Here is a 19766-nt window from a genome sequence, read left to right as displayed (position 1 = left end):
ACCGTACAAAAGTAGGGAAAAACGGGTTTTTATTGATACAATTCTTTTAGACAGTCGGGCCATTCCATCACATTAGTCGACTTTTCTGAACGTGAGTATGGGGCGGCCCGACCGGCTCAGCGTCAGGGTGTTATTGGCGACGGTATGGGCCAGTGTGCCCGATAGCGCCTGCAGGAATCGATGCTCCAGGTTGGTAGTGTCGCCCAGGCAGGCCATGCGGGTGGTAATGATAGGCCCCAAACGCAAAAAGTTTGGGTCGGCCTGCAGCGGAGCGCTCAGGCGGTTGCACCCCGTGCTGCCCACAACAAGGCCGTCGCTCAGGTTGATTTCGATACGGGGGCGGTTGCTGCCGGGGCCACCACCGCCCTGCCGGACAGGCTCGCCATTCAGGCTGGTCAACACCCAGTTATCATGCAGCCGCAATAACGGCCGAAGTGACAGGCCCCGCCCGCGATAGGTCGTACCGTCCAGGCTGACCTGAACGATGTAGTCGAACGGTTGGCCAGTTACCGAGTCGGCGGTAAGGCTGGGCAGTAACTGAATCTGGTAAGGCGTAGTACCCGCCGGAGCGGCATACCGAATGGTGCCGTCGGCTGCCGTAGTGGGCGCTACCAGCGGCAGCTGGAGACTGTCGCCGGTAGCGGGGCGAAAGGTGAGCCGGTTGCGCTCCTGATTGAGCGTAAGGGTCCACCGGCCGGCGGGGTTGCTTTCGGCATATAGATCGTCGCCGGCCCGGACGGCCAGTCTGTAGTCGCCGAATGTGTTGGGTTCAGGCATCGAGTCGCGTTTAGTGATAGGCGTGAGGGTGGCCGCCAGCTGGCGGGATGGCCGATGGCAGCTCAGGAGCAGTGTCAGCGCGGTAAGCAACAACAGGGGTGATTTCATGGAGTCAGCGGGTTTGGGAACGAAGGGGCAGCGCGTGGTAATGTAGCTGTGCAGTGACAAAATCCGGGCGATTGGTGTATACCGGTAAACACTCCTGATTAGCCGTGGGTTATACCCGCTACGACACTACACAAAGCAATCGGATGAAAAAAGGGGTAATAATCGCGCTGGCGATCGCACTGATCGGCGCAGCGGGGGCACTGGTCTGGTACCTGCGGCTGAAAAACGAGCGGGCATCGACCGGCAAACCATACGACAATACGCTCAGCCCCCGGCTCGAGTTAAGTCGGTTCGATATTACCGATATCGACGAAGAGGCCATAAACCTGAATATGTGCCTGCTCATAGACAACCCGTTGCCGGTAGGGTTTAAAGCGCACCAGGTCGATTATACGGTTTACATTGCCAATACCCCCATTGTGGTCGATTCGTATAAAAAACCGATCGAAGTGCGCTCGGGCGACAGTACGGTTGTAGCGCTGCCCGCCAAACTGCTCTCGAAAAAACTCAACCGTGTGCTTGATTCGCTTTATGCCAAGCATGTCGATACAACGACCTACACCCTGCGCACCACGTTTGCGCTCGACCTGCCCATTCTGGGCAAGGAAACGTTTGCCGTCACTTCGTCGAAACGGGCCCCAACGTACTATGTCCCAACGTTCAAGGTGACCGATATTGATTTTGGTCCCCTCAACCTGAAAAGTCAGGATATTGCGGCCAGGGTGGCCATCACGAACCGAAATAAATTCCCCTACAACATCGTCGATACGCACTACTCGGTGACGATCAACGGCAAGCAGATTGCCGAGGGCGATCAGCCGGAACCCATTCTGGTGAAAGCCGATGCTACCACGCCGGTCGTGTTTCCGGTAACGGGCAAGCTCGGCAAAACGCTGAGCGTGCTGCCCAAAATGCTGTTCGATAAGAAAGACACGCCCTACGAAGTTGCGTTCCGCTGCAAGATTATCGATAAGAAGGGTAATCTGGCGTTTAAAAACAGCAAGGTTGTGACCACGATTCGGGGTACGCTCGACGATTTCAAAAAGAAAAAATAAGTTTGGCGCTGCCCCTACGACACTATGAAAGCACAGTACGATTTGATTGCGGTTGGAGCCGGTTCGGCCGGGCTGGGCGTAGCCATCGCCATGAAGCGCATCGGCTTCGACGTGCTGCTGATCGACCGAACCGATGCGCGTATCGGGGGCGATTGCCTGAACGATGGCTGTGTGCCGAGCAAGGCGCTGCTGCACGTAAGCCGGCTGGTGCAGAACGGCCGGCGGGCGAGTCCGTTCGGCTGGACCATGACGGGCCAAACCGATCTGAAAGCGGTGATGGACTACGTTCGGCAGCAGCAGGATGTGATTCGGTCGCATGAGAACGCGGCTTACCTGCGCGATACCGAGGGGCTCGATGTGGAGCTGGGCACGGCGCGTTTTGTTGATAAACAAACCATCGAGATCAACGGGCAGCGTACTACAGCCCGCAACATCGTCCTCTGTACGGGTTCCAGACCGCAGCCACTGAAAGCCGACGGGGCCGACCAGGTGCGGCTCTACACCCACCAGGATATTTTCTCGCTCGATGTGCTGCCCGAACGCCTGCTGGTGGTAGGGGCGGGGCCGATCGGCATCGAGCTGGGGCAGGCTTTCCAGCGGCTGGGTAGCCAGGTAACGGTGGTGGGGGGCGAAGGCCGCATTCTGAGCAAGGAACTCCCGGAGGTGTCGGACCTGCTGCAAAAGCGGCTGACCGATGAGGGAATGACCTTTAAGCTGAACCGGGAGGTAACGGCCTTTCGCGATGCGCATACCGCCGAGCTGAAAACGCCCGACGGGCTGCTGGAAGTTGTGTCGTTCGATACGGTGCTGGTCGCCATTGGCCGCACGTTCAACTACGACGACCTGAACCTGCCCGCGGCTGATATCGAACTCGACGAGAAAGGTCGGATCAGGCTGAACGACTACCTGCAAACGACCAACTCCCGGGTGTTTGCCGCCGGCGACGCGGCCGCGGGTGCACCGGCCGGGCAACGGTTTTTTTCACACGCGGCCGAGCTGCACGTGTCGATGCTGGTGACCAATTTTCTGACGCCGGGGCAGGTGCTCGACAAAAAGCTCAGTTACGACCATTTCTCGTGGGTTACTTTTACCGACCCCGAAGTCGCTACGTTCGGTTTGTCGGAAGAGCAGTTGAAAAAGCGAGGTACCAACTATGAGCGCATCGACTACGATTTTGTGCACGACGATCGGGCGGTGTCTGACGACTATACGTACGCCCGCATGATTCTCTTTACAGAACCAAAAGGGGTCAATCCATTCAGCACCAAATTGCTGGGGGGTACAGTCATTGCGCCCGGGGCGGGCGAGATTGCCCAGGAACTGATTCTGGCCATTCAACAGGGCCTCACCTCGGGCGACTTCTTCAACAAAATTTATCCGTACCCAACGGCCAGCCGGGTCAATAAGTCGGTTTGGGTCGATCAGGTGTCTGATAACCTGCCGGCCGTTCTTAAAAAAGCCGTCAAGTGGTTGTATTAGGCTTGGGGGCCAGGCCGCGCAGGAGTTGCCGCAGGGCGGCCAGATGACTCAGTAGCACCACGGGCACCACAAAACCGGGTAGCCAGACCAGCGGCCACTTCAGAACAGCCACGTTGGGCTGCCCGAATGCAAGCTGTTGTTGCGGCCCCGGTGCCGCGAAGATGGCTGTCAGCACGATGTTAGCCAGCAGTACCAGACAAAGCAGGTTCCAGCCAATAAGCCACCGTCGGTTGGCGATTGGGCCTTTTGTTAGATAATACCCGGCCAGGGGCGCCGTGAGACCCGCCAGTATATCGAAATTTCGACCCTCGAACGTCATGGCCAACGGAAGCTGGTGATGGGTATATAAACCAAAAAGCACCAGTTCGACAGGTATCCGCAGGGTGTGCAAGTAGGTAATCGGTGCCAGCGGGAGCGCATCGAGAAGCCGGCGCCCCGTCCGGGTCGGCCACAGGCCCATGATAGTGCCAATTGGTGGGAGCAGTAGCAGCGGCAGTCGGGGCGGAATAGCCCGCACATCCAGAAAAAAGCCGCTGGCCGCCAGGCCACTCAGTAAACCCAGCCAGCCTGCCAGTATAGCACACACCAGGGCAACGCGTTTAGGAACAGCTTTGCGCACGGCCCACAGCCAGATTGCCAGCGTGAACGCCGTCGTGAGCGCAAAGGCCAGCGCCAGTCCGAAGGGGATGGGCGTACAGAGATAACGGAGATTGGGCGTCATGAGCAATTGGTCGTTAGCCAAAACAAGTCATGTTCGAAGAATCGCGTATGGAACTACCAACAAAACAGGCCCGGCCATCGTCTTCGATAGCCGGGCCTGTCGACGAACCCAAAATTAGGAAGCCTTACAGTTGTGGCTGCTCGGTAGCCAGGATGTCGTTGGCGTGGTCGGGCTTGCGGTTACGCATCACAAAGAACAGCGCACCGAACGCAACGATCAGAATCAGCGGGAAAATAACCATGTGGCCCAGCGTAGCCTGCCCGGTGGCAAGGTCGGCTGTTTCGGCCGTCAGCCCCCGTTTGGCGGCTTCAGCATCGAGCCAGCCCCCAATCACGGGCTGGAAGATCGAGGTGGCGAACATACCCATGCCGCCCATGATCGATAGCCCGAATGCGCCCGAACGGGGAATGTATTCGGCCACAAAACCCAGCATGGTGGGCCAGAAGTAGCACACGCCAATGGCGAAGATGATGGCTGAGAAATAAACCATGCCGCCGGTGGCGTTGCTCATCAGGTAGATACCAATAGCCGCCATGATCGACGAGCCCCAGATAACCCCCGTTGGGTTCAGGCGGTGAACGATGGGGCCGGCAAAGTAGCGGCCAACGGCCATCAGACCCGTTACCAGTGCCAGAATAATCATGGGGTTGGCACCGGCATTCCGCATGATGGGGTCGATCCACTGTTCGGGACCGAACTCCGAAATAGCCGTCAGGGCCATGCAGGCGAGCATAAACAGGTACAGGGGCGACATCATCGCTTTCAGGTTCTCGCCCGTCGAGGCTGCCCCTTCGACCTTGCTGCTGGGGAACTCCTGACCCAAGAACAGACCGGCGTAGATAACGGCCGGAATCAGGATGGCCCCGATCTGGAGCTGCCAGCCCAGCCCGGCATCGGTCATGAATTTGGAGAGCAGGCTACCGATAACGATCCCGCCCGGAAACCACATGTGCAGCCGGTTGAGCATCTTGGTGGTCTGGTTGCCGCTGTAGAGCCCCGTAACCATAGGGTTGCAGGCCGCTTCGACCGTACCGTTGCCAAAGCCAACAAAAAAGGTCGAGAGCAGCAGCGACCAGAAGCCGGTGGCGAAAATCGTCATGACTAGCCCCAGCACGTGGGTAACGAAAGCGACCCAGGCAATGCGCTTCGGACCGAGAATGTTGTAGAGGGGGCCGCCGAAAATCATGGCAATCGGGAAGCCCAGAAATGCCATCTGGTTGACATAGCCCAGCTCTTTGGCCGACAGGTTAAATTCTTTACCCAACTGGGTCAGAACGCCTGCCCGGATGGCAAACGCCATAGCCGTGGTGATGATCGCAAAGCAACTGGCGTTGAACAGCCGCGAACGATTGATTGTCATGTTCATTTGGTCAGGAATAAGGGGTTTTTGGATGACGGAACTGCTGTTGAAACTAAAGGCGGTCGGCGGGGCAAACTCCCGTCGTTAAGGAGGTATTTAGGTAAATTTTCCGAAAAATAAGCTAAAACCGCTAATTTCCGGCGCTGGAAAGGGGCTTGCGTTTCCGCAATGCTGATTTGGTAACGGTGTTTGCCGGGCGTGGCCAGGCCCCCGTCCGGCCCCGCAGCCAGGCCAACCGGGCCAGGCCAGCTCCTTAACCCTCTTACTTTCAACGCTACATAGTGATGCAACGAAAATTGCGCATGGGTCAGATCGGGGGCAGCCTCGATGCTTTTATCGGCGCTGTTCACCGCCGGGCCGCCGTACTGGATAACGAAATTGAACTGGTGTGTGGTGTTTTCAGTCAGTCGGCCGAGAAATCGAAAGCCACCGGCAAAGCCCTGTATCTGCCCGACGACCGGGTTTATACGAGCTTCGAAGACATGATCCGGCGGGAGAAAGAACTACCCGAAGGCGAACGCATGGATTTTGTGTCGATCGTGACGCCAAACCACATGCACTTCCCGCCCGCCAAACTGGCGCTCGAAAATGGATTTCACGTCATCTGCGACAAGCCCATGACGCTGAACCTCCAACAGGCCAAAGAACTGGCCGAGATTGTAGCACAGACAGGGCTCGTTTTTGGCCTGACCCATAACTATACGGGCTACCCCATGGTGAAGGAAGCCCGGGATATGGTGCGTAACGGTAAACTTGGCAAGCTTCGGAAAGTAGTAGTCGAGTACCCGCAGGGCTGGCTGTCTCGTGCCGAAGAGCACAACGACTACAAACAGGCTATCTGGCGCACCGATCCCACCAAGTCGGGGGCGGCCGGTGCCATGGGCGACATTGGTACCCACGCCGAGAATCTAGCCGAATACGTAACGGGTCTCAAAATTACCGAGCTCTGTGCCGACCTAAGCACCTTCGTACCCGGCCGCCAGCTCGACGACGATGGCAACGTGCTCCTGCGGTTCGACGGGGGCGCCAAGGGCGTGCTGCACGCCAGCCAGGTCAGCAACGGCGAGGAAAACGCCCTTAAAATTTACGTGTATGGCGAACTGGGCGGTCTGGAATGGCACCAGATGGAACCCAATACGCTGATTCACAAAACGCAGGAGAGCCAACGGATCATCCGGCCCAACGTGGGCGAAATGTCGGCATCGGCCAAGGCACACATCCGCCTGCCGGCTGGCCACCCCGAAGGCTTCTTTGAAGCCTTTGCCAACGTGTATCGCAACTTTGCCTTTGCCGTGAAGGCGCACATGGCCGGGCAACCCGCCGATCCGCTGTACGACTTCCCCGGTGTAACCGATGGCGTACGCGGGCTGGCCTTCATCGACACCGTTATCGCGTCCAACCAGTCGTTGGAGAAGTGGACGGCCTTTATTGAGTGATCGGGCGGCATCGGGCATCGGCTCCGATCCGTTGTGTTCACGCTGTTGACCGGCCTTACCTGCCCCGGCGTAGGTAAGGCCGGTTCCTGACTGCCTTTATCAACAGCTAAAGACAAACGTTTGCCAGGCTGTCGGCTTCCTCACAGGGGGTCAGGCTGCACCGGGCAGGCTGCTGTCAGAACCAACCTCTCAATCTCAATTCGCTAATAAACCCCTTATGCAAAAGATCAACATCGGTGTCGTCGGCACCGGATTCATTGGCCCTGCCCACATCGAAGCTCTGCGTCGGCTGCCTAATACCAACGTGCTGGCGCTGTGTGAAGTAACCACCGAACTGGCCCGCCAGAAAGCCGATCAGCTGGGCATTGAGCGCGCCTGTACGTTCGACGAACTGCTGGCCATGGATGATATCCAGGCGGTCCATATCTGCACGCCCAACTTTCTGCACTATCAGCAGTCGAAGGCGGCTCTGCTGGCGGGCAAGCACGTCGTGTGCGAAAAACCCCTGGCCAAAGACCTGCACGAAGCCGAAGAACTGGTGCAGCTGGCGAAAGAAACCGGCCTGGTCAACGCGGTGCATTTCAACCTGCGCTATTACCCGCTCGTGCGGCAGATGAAAACCATGCGCGAAAAGGGCGATCTGGGCGATGTCTACAGCATCATTGGCTCGTACCTGCAGGACTGGCTGTTCTACGATACCGACTACAACTGGCGGCTCGAACCCGATAAGTCGGGCGATTCGCGGGCCATTGCCGACATCGGGTCGCATCTGATGGATAGCCTTGAGTATATCACGGGTCTGAAAACGGTGGCCGTTATGGCCGATTTCAACACGGTCCACAAGGTGCGCAAGAAGCCGCTCAAACCCGTTGAGACGTATTCGGGCAAGATGCTGCAGCCGGAAGATTACGCCGATGTGGCCATCAATACCGAAGACCATGCCAATGTGCTGCTGCGGTTCGACAACGGCAATCGGGGGGTTATTACGGTATCGCAGGTATCGGCGGGCCGCAAAAACCAGATGAAACTGGAGATTGCCGGCTCGAAGAAAACGTTTGCCTGGAACTCCGAAGCGCCCAACGAGATGTGGATTGGTAACCGTGATGGCTACAATGAAAGCCTCATGCGCGACCCCTCACTCGTGCACGCCGAAGCCCGGTCGGTCATCAGTTTCCCCGGTGGTCACAACGAAGGATTCCCCGACACGTCGAAACAGCTTTTCAAGGAGGTGTACGAAGCTGTTGCGGCCGGCAAAATGCCCGACAAGCCAACCTTCCCGACCTTCGCCGACGGCTACCGCGAACTCCTCATCTGCGAGCGCATCCTCGACAGCAACCGCCAGCAGGCCTGGGTGGAGGTATAAGGTATTCTTGAGCGATTGTGTGCATGTGTGATTGAGTGTATCCTGCGTCTTAAAAACTATGGAGCCAGTCAGATTGGATAAAGGCGATTTTGCCGATGGGGTGGAGCAGCGTCTGCGTACGTTTATGCTACGGTGCATTCAGGTATTCCGGGCCCTGCCTGCGACTTACGAAGCACAGCACTTTGGTAAACAACTGGTCCGGTCATCATCGTCGGCAGCCGCTAACTATCGGGCTGTTCGCCGGGCACGCAGTCAGAGCGAGTTTTTTGCCAAACTGAGCATAGTTGTCGAAGAACTCGACGAGTCGCTCTTTTGGCTGGAGATGTTGATTTTTACCGATATTCTATCAGAAACCCGATTGAGTGAGTTGATTGCCGAAGGATATCAACTCCTGAAGCTGCTGGCCAAAGCACGATCTACAACGAACCGGCACCCATAGTCACGCACACAATCGCTCAATCGCTAAATCACTCAATAGATAATGAAAACAATGAAAGGTCCGGCCATATTTCTGGCCCAATTTCTGGGCGATACCGCCCCCTTCAATTCGCTCGAGTCGATCGCCAGATACATGGCCGACCTGGGCTACAAAGGTGTGCAGATCCCGACCTGGGACCCGCGCATGATCGATCTGAAGCAAGCGTCGGAAAGCAAAACCTACTGCGACGAGTACAAGGGCAAGCTGGCCGAGATCGGCGTAGAAGTAACCGAACTGGCCACCCACCTGCAGGGACAGCTGGTAGCCGTGCACCCCGCCTATGGCCCCATGTTCGATGGCTTCGGCCCGGCCGAACTGGCGGGCAAGCCCAAAGACCAGCAGGCCTGGGCGGTCGATCAGCTGCTAATGACCGCCAAAGCCAGCCAGAATCTGGGGCTTAAAGCCAGCCCAACGTTCTCGGGCGCGTTGCTGTGGCCGTTTATCTATCCCTGGCCACAGCGGCCCGCCGGCTTGGTCGAAACGGGTTTTAAAGAGCTGGGCGAGCGCTGGTTGCCGATTCTGAACGCCTATGAAGACGCGGGTGTCGACCTAGCCTACGAATTGCACCCCGGCGAAGACCTGCACGATGGCGTTACGTTTGAGATGTTTCTGGAGCAGGTAGGCAACCACCCCCGCGCCGGTATCAACTACGATCCCAGCCACTTTGTGCTGCAGCAGCTCGACTACCTGCAGTTTATCGATTTCTACCACGAGCGGATTTTTGCCTACCACGTGAAAGATGCCGAGTTCAACCCGACGGGTAAACAGGGCGTATACGGTGGCTACCAGGGCTGGGTAGAGCGGGCTGGTCGTTTCCGATCGCTCGGCGACGGGCAGGTCGATTTCTCGGGCATCTTCTCCAAACTGGCGCAGTACGACTACGACCGGTGGGCGGTGCTGGAGTGGGAGTGTGCGCTGAAGCACCCCGAACAGGGGGCTGCCGAAGGAGCGCCTTTCATTGCCGACCACATTATCCGCGTTACCGAACGGGCTTTCGACGATTTCGCCGGCACCGGCTCCGACGAAGCCTTCAACAAAAAAGTGCTGGGGCTGTAGTAAATCTGAACATCAGTAATGCATTGCCCGGGTGTTGAGCATTTACTCAACACCCTTCTTTATGCCCTTTAAATTTGACACCGATGACAATCAATTTAATAGACATACAAAAAAGATTAATTAGCCATTTGCAGGACGCGATTGAGCAGGTTCGGTCAGCAGAATTGCCAATAAACGCTAAAACGTTCAGTCTTACCAGTGCCCAAATCAAAGACAAAGAGTCTGTGAAGAACCTTGCTCGGGAATTAATGGGTGAGGGTAGCCACATCTATTGGTTTGAAGTCGATAAACCAAAAGAATTAGTAGAGCGGTTTAATGCCCAACGCTCCGAAAAGCCTGCTGCGTACAAGATGGCGCGCGATAACAAGGGCACTGATAGTCGATTCATTTACGTGGGAAGTTGTACTCGAACGAAGCTGGGTGAGCGTTTTAAACAGCATTGTGGTTTCGGTAATGCACATACTTATTCGCTACAACTGGCAAGATGGATTGACGATAGTGACTTGACTATCACATTTTCACACATTAAGCTGGACGATAAAGACCTGGTGTCTCTGCTCGAAGAGCAACTACACCGGGAGCTTAAGCCGCTGTTTGGAAAGCCCGGGGCCAACAACAAATTGACAAAAAAATGATCGCATACTTCTCGCATAGTTACTGACCCTGCTTTAGCAACCTCCTGAAAAATCATGTCATCCTGTCGATAGCTAATTACACTGATGATCCTGGCAGGGCCGGTGAGAAAGACGGGTTGTGGTTTCCTGGCCAGCCACCTTAACGTGAATAGACGGCTCCTCCCCAAAAGCAAGTATATTTCGTGCCACCAACGAATCTGAACCTTGCCTGTCCCCGTCACCTCCTCCATTATCGCGCCCGATTTCCTGGCTCAATTCCTGCAACAGCGTTATGCACTGGGCGATGGCGTAACGTGCCGGCTGCTGAAAGCGGGCGTAAATCACTCCTACCGCGTGCAGGCCGGGGCCCAGGCCTACGTGTTCCGTATCTACAGCCTCAACTGGCGCATGGAAGTTGAGATCAGCGAAGAGATTCGGCTGCTCGACCACGTGCGGGCGGGGGGCATCCCGGTCTCGTATGCATTGCCCGACCCAACTGGCCAGTATCTGCAACCAATCGATGCGCCCGAGGGGTTGCGCTACGGCGTACTGTTTTCGTTTGCGCCCGGTCAAAAGATACTGACCTTCCCCGCCGAACAGCATGAGCAGCTGGGCCGCACGATGGCCCGTTTCCACCAGCTGACGGCGGGGTACACCCTCGAGCGAATTATGTACACGGCTGAACCACTGCTGGTTGAGTCACTCAACGTGGCACGCCCGTTTTTTGCCGGCGACTCGGCCGAGTGGCGCTTTCTGAACGGTGCCCAGACAACCCTGCTCGCGGCCTGGGCCACGGCCGACTGGTCTCAGCTGCCGGTAGGGGCCGTTCATCTCGATATCTGGTTCGATAACATGAGTTTCGATGCAGCCGGTCAGGCTACGCTATTCGACTTTGATTTCTGCGGCAATGGCCCGCTGGCGCTCGATGTGGGGTATTACCTCATGCAACTTCACAGCACCGAGGGTATAGAGGCCGATTTTCTGGCCAAGCGGGCGCGCTTTCTGGCGGGCTACGAGTCGGTACGACCGCTCACCGAGGAGGAGAAACGGCTGTTGCCGGTATTCAGCATGAGTATTTACCTGTACTACTTGGGCGTGCAGTGCCAGCGCTTTGACAATTGGTCCAACGTCTTTATCAATGAGGTATATCTGCAGCGGTTTGTGGAAATGCGTATCAAACGCTGGTTCGATTACAACGAGCTGAGAACCGCCGAACCAGCTGCCGAGGGGCAGTAAACCTTCCAGCCTGCCCATGCCCCGCTCGTGTATTTCCACTGTTTCGGGGCGCAGCGTATGGGGCGGGGCTGAGTATATTTGGCTACGCACGAATTGTGTATCCCAATTACTAACATCCCTTTCGTAAACCTATGAACAAACGACTCCTTTGGCTGGCCCTGGGTATGGGGGTGGTGCTGCAGGCACCGGCTCAGACCAAAAAGCCAGCGGTTAAACCTGCGTCGGCCAAAACATCCGCTCCGGCAACGTCTGCCGGGCAGGGGGCCATCAAATTCACCGAATACGACCTGCCCAACGGGCTGCACGTGATTCTGCACCAGGACAACAGCACCCCGCTGGTAGCGGTTACGATGATGTATCACGTGGGGTCGAAAAACGAGCAGCCCTCCCGGACGGGCTTCGCCCACTTCTTCGAGCACCTGCTGTTCGAAGGCTCCGACAACATCAAGCGGGGCGAGTACATGAAAATCGTGAAGGGCAACGGCGGACAGCTGAATGCCAACACCAGCCAGGACCGCACCTTCTACTACGAAGTGATGCCGGCCAACAAGCTCGAACTGGGACTCTATCTGGAATCGGAGCGGCTGCTGCACGCCAAAATCGACGAAACGGGCGTGGCTACTCAGCGCGAAGTGGTGAAGGAAGAGAAGCGGCAGCGCTACGACAACCAGCCCTACGGGACCATTCTGATCGAAGTGCTGAAGCGGGCTTACACCAAACACCCGTATCAGTGGGCGCCCATCGGCTCGCTCGACGACCTGAACGCGGCTAAAATCGACGAGTTCCGGCAGTTCTACAAGGATTTCTACGTGCCCAACAACGCCATTCTGTGCCTGGCCGGCGATCTGAACGTCGAGCAGGCCAAGCAACTGGTCGACAAATATTTCAGCGAGATTCCGAAAGGAACCAAGCCCATTTACCGGCCTACGGTGAAGGAGCCGGCGCAGACCAAAGAAATCCGCGACGTGGTGTATGATAACATTACCCTGCCCGCCGTGGTCCAGGCTTACCATACGGCCGCGCAGGGTACGCCCGACGCCTACGCGCTGGAGGTGCTGCAAACCCTGATGGCGGGGGGCGAGAGCTCACGGTTCAGCAAGGAGATTGTGGATAAGCAGCAGAAAGCGCTGCAGGCTGCGGCTTTCCCGTTTGCCAACGAAGACGCCGGGCTGCTGATTACCTACGCCATTGCCAATCAGGGCGTGAAGGCCGAAGACCTCGAATCGTCGGTCAACACCGAGGTTGAGCGGATGAAAACGGAACTGGTCTCGGAGGCCGAACTGACCAAGGTTAAAAACCAGATCGAAACGCAGTTCGTCAACCAGAATGCCCGCATCTTCGGCATCGCCGAAAACCTGGCTAACTACAAGATGTATTTCGGCGATGCGAACCTGATCAATACCGAGCTGGACCGCTACACGAAAGTAACCCGGGAAGATGTTCGTCGGGTGGCCCAGCAGTACCTCAAACCAGAAAACCGGGTGGTGCTGTATTACCTGCCCAAAGCGGCTGACACCAAAAAGGAAGGCGAGTCGAAAGGAAAGTAAGCCACGGATCTGGTAGCTGTCGTCCCATACGTCGGTATCGACGGGGAACCGCTGCCTGAACCCCAAAAAAACTAGCGAATAAAATGACTGTCAAACATATACTGCTTGGTACGGCGCTGCTCGGTATGACCACCGCTGGCCTGGCACAAACAAAACTCGACCGGAGCAAACTGCCTGCCGATGCGCCGGCTCCGCAAATCAAGATCGGCAAGCCCGAAACCTTCACGCTGCCCAACGGCCTGAAAGTGTTCGTCGTCGAAAACCACAAGCTGCCCCGCGTGGCGTTCAGCCTGGTGCTCGATCGCGAGCCCATTCTGGAGGGCGACAAAGCGGGGTACGTCGACCTGACGGGGCAACTGCTGCGGGCCGGCACCAAGACCCGCACCAAGGAACAGCTCGATCAGGAAATCGATTTCATTGGCGCTACGCTCAGCACCTCGCCGACGGGCCTATACGCCCTGTCGCTCAAAAAGCACACGCCCAAGCTGCTCGAGCTGATGTCGGACGTGCTGCTGAACCCTGCGTTTCCGCAGGCCGAACTCGACAAGCTGAAAAAACAAACCAAATCCGGTCTGGCCTCGTCGAAAGACAACCCCAACGCCATCTCGAGCCGGGTAGCCAACCTGGTGATGTTCGGCAAAGATCATCCCTATGGTGAGCTGACCACCGAAGCCACCGTCGACCGCGTTACCGTGGCCGACTGCCAGGCCATGTACAACACCTACTTCCGGCCAAACATCGGCTACCTGGCCGTAGTGGGCGACATTACACCGGCTGCCGCCAGAACCATGATCGAAAAGGCGCTGGGCAGCTGGCAGCGCGCCGACGTGCCAAAGCCGACCTTTCCGGTTCCGCAACCACCGGCCAAGACTAAAATCGCGCTGGTCGACCGGCCGAGCGCCGTTCAGTCGGTGATCAGCATCGTGTATCCAGTGGTGCTCAAACCCGGTACGGTCGAAACCATTCAGGCGGCCATTACCAACGATATTCTGGGTGGGTCGGAAGCGCGGCTGTTCAATAACCTGCGCGAGAAGCGGGGCTTTACCTATGGCGCCTACTCGAACCTGCAGAGCGACCGGCTGATGGGGCGTTTCCGGGCGTCGGCCAGCGTGCGCAATGCCGTCACCGACAGCGCCGTGGCTGAATTCATGAACGAACTGAAAGGCATCAGCGCCAGCCGCGTAACGGCCGATGAGCTGAACCGTACCCGTAACGCCCTGTCGGGCAACTTCGTATTTTCGCTCGAAGATCCGCAGACGGTGGCCAACTTCGCCATCAACACGGCCCGGTACAATCTGGCGCCTGATTTCTACAGCAACTACCTCAAATACGTGGCGGCCGTAACGGATGCTGAAGTGGAAAGCACCGCGAAGAAGTTTGTACAGCCCGACCACGCCTACATTGTGGTGGTGGGCAAAGCAAGCGAGATTGCCGAGAAGCTGAAGAAATACGGCGACATCGAGTATTACGATGCAAACGGCAACAAAGTCGAAGCACCCACGCCGGCCAAAGCCGTGCCGGCGGGCGTAACGGCCGAGCAGGTCATGGATAAATACGTGACGGCCATCGGCGGAAAAGACGCCCTGTCGAAAGTAAACGACGTGACCATGCAGATGAGCACCGAAGTACAGGGAACAACGATGATGATGACCCGGCGCCAGAAAGCCCCCAACAAGTTTTCGATGAGCATGAACGCCATGGGTATGGAAGTGTTCAAGCAAACGAGCGATGGCCAGAAAGTAAGCCGCACCGCCCGGGGCCAGTCGACCATGGTGGAGGGTAAGGAAGCCCGGCAGGCACTGCTTACGGGGGCTATGTTTCCCGAACTGCGGATGGCCGATATGGGCGTGAAAAGCACCCTGTCCGGTATCGAGAAGGTAGATGGTAAAGACGCCTATAAGGTGGTGCATACCAGCAGCGATGGCATCAGCTGGAGCGATTTCTACGATACGCAGACGGGGCTGAAAGTCCAGACGGTGAGCACAACAAAAGGGCCGCAGGGCGATGTGCAGAGCGCCGTTAGCTACGCCGATTACAAAGACGTGAACGGCATCAAATACCCCATGACCATCAGTCAGAACATGGGCCCCATGGTGCTGAAGTTAACGGTCGATAAGGTCGAAATAAACAAAGGGCTGAAAGACGCTGACTTCTCCGTGCAGTAAAGCCCGCTCTCGTTGCCATAAAAAAAGCCCACTGGTGTCAGTGGGCTTTTTTTGTGAATCGTTTGGTCGGCCGCCGGTCCGGCATCAGGCTTCCCAGACCACCCGCATGACCTTACCCTGCACGCCAATACCCTGAAAAAACTCCAGCCAGTGCAGCTGCTGGGGGCCGAGGTGGTCGGTGGGTGATTTTACTTCTACAAACGAATACTGCCCGTCGGGTGTCCAGACCAGCAGATCGGGAAAGCCGCGCGTGTGCTCCCGCACGTTGCGGGCCATTTCGAGCAGGATGAGCCGCAACTGGTCGATATCCAGCAGGTCGATCAGGCGCTGGCTCAGCGCAAGCAGCTCGTCTGACCAGTCGACCAACCGGTTGGCAATGCCGTATTTGGCGTTGAACGTACGCCCGACATGCCGGCGCCAGGCCTCCCTGGTATCCAGCTCGGCCAGCCGTTTCTTCAGCAGCTCTTCGCGCCGGCGGTAAAACTCCGGCAAATAGAAGTCGGAGGGGGCGCGTTGCAGCGGGTTATGAATGGCCGACACGGTGGTGTCGTGGATAATGTCCCAGAACACCAGGCCGAACAGCCCCCGCCAGGGGTAGTTTTCGGTAAAGGCTGCGTCGTGCCCCCGCTCGAGGTAATAGTTCATCACCCCCGCTTCTACGTGGTGCCGGTAAGCCACCGGAATAGCAAGGCTTTCGGCATCCGACAAGAAGCGGGTTGTCGCCTTTCGGGTACGCTTCTTCTCGCTCAGGCCCAGAATTTTTTCGCGAAAATCGTTGGCGAAGTACCGCTCGTCGGCGTTGAGTGGAGCCAGGGCAATCTCGTCGCAGAGGGCCAGTGCCTCCTCGGTCGAGCCGTTTTTGAACAGCAGCCGCACCCGGCGCTCGCGGGCCGGCACCTGATCCGACAGTTCATAAACCGCCAGCGCCTGTTCGGGGCATTTCTGCCGTTCGAGATAAGCCCCCACCCGGCACACCAGTTTCTGATAGCCCGGCACAGCAATGGCCGACAGTTCCGGGCGGGTTTCATTCCAGTTCAGAAACCAGTTGTAGATATCGTCGGCCGGCAGTTCGGCTTCTTTCTGTTCGTAGAAAGCCTCCGCCGTAAGCGAGATCAGCAACTTGTCTTCCACTTCCTTGCGGGTATGGAAACGAGCCGTCATTTTGCTCTCGTCATACTGTTCGAAGTTCACCATGCCCAGGTCGCGTATCACAAACTCGGTCATGTTGCCGCCCCGGTTGCCGAAAAAGAGGTATTTGATAAGCTGGTCCTCGGCTTCGAACTGCACCCGGACCACCGATTCGCGCGTGGTCAGCGACGTTACGATTTCGCCAAAGTCGAGTTCATCGAGGGCATACTGCACCACGGTTTCTTTCTTTTCCTTGCTCAGTTGCCGGCGCTCGTCGGGCTCCAGCGGCAGCAGATCGAGCAGTTCGGGTTTGGTGAAAACGCTCAGCGCCTGCACGCCATCGTCGAGATGCCGGGCCGACAGGCGGGTGATGAAACCGGCCGCCAACAGGTCGTCGATAGCCGCCGGTAAGTCGGTTATTTCGGTATAGTTTAGTTTATTGAGCCGGAAAAAGAAACCTTTGCGGTTGCTGAACCGCACGTAGAGACACTGGGCATCGAGGCTCAGCTGCTCAAACCGATGGATAAAATCCCACTCGGATTCGGTCAGCAGGCCCCCGTACAACCGCTTCACGAACGCCAGTAGGTAGCGGAAATTGTCGAGGTAATACCGGGGGCTCAGGATAACGTTCGGACGTCCGACCATGCAGGGCAAAGAAACCGGTTACCCACCCCCGGATTTGGCTAAATAGCGTGCGTTGAGCGGGCCAGACGTGGGTGTTTGGCCTTATCTATAGAACACTAAAACCGCTGAATATGTCCCCAGACAGCATTGTGAGTGAATTGGGTCGGCAGGGCATTCTCACGCCTGAGCAGCAGTCGGTTATTACCACAGCCGAACGGCAGAAACCGGTGTCGCTCCATGGAGAGCTGCGGTCGCTGCTGTACCTCGGTATCACGGCGCTGAGCGCGGGGCTGGGACTGCTGATCTACGACAATTTCGAGCAGATCGGGCACCTGTCGCTGCTGGGTGGTATGGCCGTTGGCTGCGGGGCGTGTCTGCTCTATGCCTGGCTCCACCGCCCCGCCTGGTCGACGGGGCCGGTCAGCGAACGGAGTGCCTTTACCGATTATGCCCTGCTGCTGTTCTGTCTGCTGTTTCTGACCCTCGAAGGCTACGCGCAGTACCAGTACACGGTATTCGGCACCCGCTATGGCCTGGCAACGTTGCTGCCCGCGCTGCTGTTTCTGCCATTGGCGTATCGCTTCGACCACCGTGGGGTGCTGGGCATGGCCCTGGCGGCACTGGTATCGTGGGTCGGCGTTACGGTGCGACCACTGCAGCTATACCTGAAAACAAACTTTTTTGCCCAGTCAATCGTCCTGTCGTCGATTGCGCTGGCGCTGGTGCTGATCGGGGGGGCACTGCTGCTCGAGCGTCGGGCTGTCAAACCCCATTTTACGTATACCTACCTGACCATCGCCGGCAACCTGTTGCTGATTGCCCTGCTGGGGGGGCTGTTCAATTTCACGGAGCAGCGGCTGCTTTATGCGCTGGCGCTGGGCGTTGGCTGTGTCGCGTTCGACCTGTATGCCCGGCGCGAACGGCGCATCAGCGCGGGCCGGGCCGGGGGCTCGTTTCTGTTTCTGCTGATGAGCGCCGTTTACGGTTACATCGGCCTGACCTACCTGTTTTTTACGTACCTGCATCCAACCCGCTGGGGCGACGGGGTATACTACTGGTACTTTATCCTGACGGGTATCGGACTGGTATACTACCTGATGAGTCAGCTGCCCCGCGGAAACCGCACTACCGCATGAGGGCCTACAACCAAACCTGGATCCACAACCGCGCCATTGTCCGGCAGGCTGTTAGCTGGCAGCGACAGGGGTTGCTCAGTCCGGCGCAGCTAACGGCGGTCGAAGCGGCCTATCCGGTAGGCTTTCGGCAAACCAACGGTTTTGTCGAGGTCGGTTTGTTTCTGTTTACCACCATCGTGATTCTGGCTGTTTACCTGTTGCTGCTGCCACTTTCTTCGCAACTCGAAGACGACCGGGTCGCTTACGGACTCATCAATGCCGGGTTTGGCCTCGGTGCCGGGCTGGTGGGCAACTGGCTTATTCGCCGGCGGCTGCTCTACCGAAACGGCATCGACAACGCCTTCGTTGTGCTGGCCACGGGCTTCCTGGCCTTCGGTGTCAACCAGTTTATTCCTGAGCAGGTATCGCTCAGTACCCACTGCCTGCTCACCCTGCCGCTGTTGCTGCTGGCTTTCTGGTATTACGGCGACACACTCATCGCGTTTTTGACGGTGTCGGTCTTTTACGCCATGCTCTTCGACTGGCTGATTCGGTTCAGCTGGGGGCGCGATGCGCTGCCGTTTGCGCTGATGGGCGTATCGACGGGGCTGTATAGTCTGAGCCGGACACCCGGCCGCCTGTTTCGCGATACACCGTATTATGCCGACGGTATCAACCTGGTGCAGTGGTTTACACTGATCGTGCTGCTGCTGTGCAGCAACTATTACGTGGTCGAAGAGCTAAACGGAATTCTGGCCGATTCGGCCCGGGCGCTCAACGAGGTGCCGGGCCAGGGCGAGCCGATTCAGGCCCCGTCGACGCTGGGGCTGCCGGCGCTGTTCTGGCTGCTGACGTTTGCCCTGCCCCTGGTGTTGCTCTGGCAGGGCGTTGCCAAGCGTGATCGCATGTTTCTGATTCTGGGCATGCTGGGCGTGATCGGCACGGTGGCCACGCTGCACCATTACCTGCACTGGGTGCCGGGCAACGTGGCCCTGACCATAGGGGGCGCCCTGCTGACGGGACTGGCCGTGATCGGTATCCGCTACCTGCGTATAAACCGAAGCGGCTTTACCGACACGCCCGACGATGATACACCGGCCAGCCTGCTCGATAACGCAGCCGTTGTTGCTGCCATGCAGGCCAGCGCATCGGCCAGTACGCCCCACCGCCCCGGTATGCGCTTCGGCGATGGTTCATTTGGCGGGGGCGGTAGCGGTGACAGCTATTAGACGAAGCCCCGGAAGGCCTTCAGCCCGATGCCTGGTCCAGCGGAGCAGGGCAGTCTGGAAGCCAGGTAGCGCAAAAGCAGAATCTTAGCCAGCGGCTAGGAACGAACCGAAACAGGGGTTTGTTATTTTTTTGCACGTCCGCCTGAACGATACCGGAAAAGCCAGAATAAACGCTTAATTTTCGTACCGGATTCACGCCATGTGCCCCCTGAGGTGGGTGTCTCAGCCTCATTGTTACCTCCCAATTCTGTATCGTCAAACACCCCCGGCCGCTT

16 protein-coding genes are annotated in these 19766 nt (G+C 57.5%); 12 read left to right on the top strand and 4 right to left on the bottom strand.

Annotated features, from left to right (window positions below):
* Window positions 1-72: 72 nt before the first annotated feature.
* A complete protein-coding gene (locus tag ACYVAC_RS14735) occupies window positions 73-885 on the bottom strand; it encodes an META domain-containing protein (RefSeq protein ID WP_461098497.1) in 813 nt (270 codons plus the stop codon).
* 143 nt (window positions 886-1028) lie between these two features.
* Between ACYVAC_RS14735 and ACYVAC_RS14730 the strand changes: the two genes are divergently transcribed.
* Both ACYVAC_RS14730 and ACYVAC_RS14725 read left to right on the top strand, forming a co-directional pair.
* The gene (locus ACYVAC_RS14730) at window positions 1029-1940 is read left to right on the top strand and encodes an LEA/WHy family protein (RefSeq protein ID WP_461098495.1); all 912 of its coding nucleotides are present in this window, start codon (window positions 1029-1031) and stop codon (window positions 1938-1940) included.
* Between the two features lie 24 nt (window positions 1941-1964).
* Window positions 1965-3419: a dihydrolipoyl dehydrogenase family protein gene (locus tag ACYVAC_RS14725; RefSeq protein WP_461098493.1), complete on the top strand. Its 1455-nt coding sequence runs from the start codon at window positions 1965-1967 to the stop codon at window positions 3417-3419.
* On the opposite strand, the gene ACYVAC_RS14720 is transcribed toward ACYVAC_RS14725, so the two are convergent.
* Both ACYVAC_RS14720 and ACYVAC_RS14715 read right to left on the bottom strand, forming a co-directional pair.
* On the bottom strand, window positions 3403-4140 hold the full coding sequence (locus tag ACYVAC_RS14720) for a hypothetical protein (protein WP_461098491.1): 738 nt from the start codon (window positions 4138-4140) through the stop codon (window positions 3403-3405). The genes ACYVAC_RS14725 and ACYVAC_RS14720 overlap by 17 nt on opposite strands.
* A gap of 124 nt (window positions 4141-4264) precedes the next feature.
* Complete coding sequence (locus tag ACYVAC_RS14715; protein WP_461098489.1) at window positions 4265-5506, bottom strand: MFS transporter; 1242 nt, start codon at window positions 5504-5506, stop codon at window positions 4265-4267.
* 296 nt (window positions 5507-5802) lie between these two features.
* Here ACYVAC_RS14715 and ACYVAC_RS14710 point away from each other — a divergent pair, with 296 nt between their 5' ends.
* The 8 genes from ACYVAC_RS14710 (at window position 5803) to ACYVAC_RS14675 (ending at window position 15395) form a co-directional block, all read left to right on the top strand.
* A complete protein-coding gene (locus ACYVAC_RS14710; RefSeq protein WP_461098786.1) occupies window positions 5803-6936 on the top strand; it encodes a Gfo/Idh/MocA family protein in 1134 nt (377 codons plus the stop codon).
* A 217-nt stretch (window positions 6937-7153) separates the two neighbouring features.
* Window positions 7154-8299 (top strand): Gfo/Idh/MocA family protein, encoded by a 1146-nt coding sequence (locus ACYVAC_RS14705; RefSeq protein ID WP_461098488.1) that lies wholly within the window; start codon window positions 7154-7156, stop codon window positions 8297-8299.
* Window positions 8300-8357: 58 nt separating this feature from the next.
* On the top strand, window positions 8358-8738 hold the full coding sequence (locus ACYVAC_RS14700; protein WP_461098486.1) for a four helix bundle protein: 381 nt from the start codon (window positions 8358-8360) through the stop codon (window positions 8736-8738).
* Between the two features lie 42 nt (window positions 8739-8780).
* Window positions 8781-9833: a sugar phosphate isomerase/epimerase family protein gene (locus ACYVAC_RS14695; protein WP_461098484.1), complete on the top strand. Its 1053-nt coding sequence runs from the start codon at window positions 8781-8783 to the stop codon at window positions 9831-9833.
* An 83-nt stretch (window positions 9834-9916) separates the two neighbouring features.
* On the top strand, window positions 9917-10468 hold the full coding sequence (locus tag ACYVAC_RS14690) for a hypothetical protein (protein ID WP_461098482.1): 552 nt from the start codon (window positions 9917-9919) through the stop codon (window positions 10466-10468).
* A 204-nt stretch (window positions 10469-10672) separates the two neighbouring features.
* On the top strand, window positions 10673-11683 hold the full coding sequence (locus ACYVAC_RS14685; RefSeq protein ID WP_461098480.1) for a phosphotransferase: 1011 nt from the start codon (window positions 10673-10675) through the stop codon (window positions 11681-11683).
* A 131-nt stretch (window positions 11684-11814) separates the two neighbouring features.
* Entirely contained in the window at window positions 11815-13230 is a 1416-nt protein-coding gene (locus ACYVAC_RS14680; protein ID WP_461098478.1) for a M16 family metallopeptidase, read from the top strand.
* A gap of 83 nt (window positions 13231-13313) precedes the next feature.
* Window positions 13314-15395, top strand: coding sequence for a M16 family metallopeptidase (locus ACYVAC_RS14675; RefSeq protein ID WP_461098476.1), 2082 nt, complete (start codon window positions 13314-13316; stop codon window positions 15393-15395).
* An 84-nt stretch (window positions 15396-15479) separates the two neighbouring features.
* Here the strand turns inward: ACYVAC_RS14675 and ACYVAC_RS14670 are convergent, their stop codons facing one another.
* Window positions 15480-17168: a VRR-NUC domain-containing protein gene (locus tag ACYVAC_RS14670; protein WP_461098474.1), complete on the bottom strand. Its 1689-nt coding sequence runs from the start codon at window positions 17166-17168 to the stop codon at window positions 15480-15482.
* Between the two features lie 110 nt (window positions 17169-17278).
* On the opposite strand from ACYVAC_RS14670, the gene ACYVAC_RS14665 reads away from it, so the two are divergent.
* On the top strand, window positions 17279-18283 hold the full coding sequence (locus ACYVAC_RS14665; protein ID WP_461098472.1) for a DUF2157 domain-containing protein: 1005 nt from the start codon (window positions 17279-17281) through the stop codon (window positions 18281-18283).
* Complete coding sequence (locus ACYVAC_RS14660; RefSeq protein WP_461098470.1) at window positions 18280-19491, top strand: hypothetical protein; 1212 nt, start codon at window positions 18280-18282, stop codon at window positions 19489-19491. The genes ACYVAC_RS14665 and ACYVAC_RS14660 overlap by 4 nt, the downstream gene beginning before the upstream one ends.
* Window positions 19492-19766: the final 275 nt, after the last annotated feature.

Source organism: Spirosoma luteolum, assembly GCF_054778875.1.
Note: the sequence above shows the minus strand (reverse complement) of the source record. Positions and strands in the feature narration are given on the sequence as shown.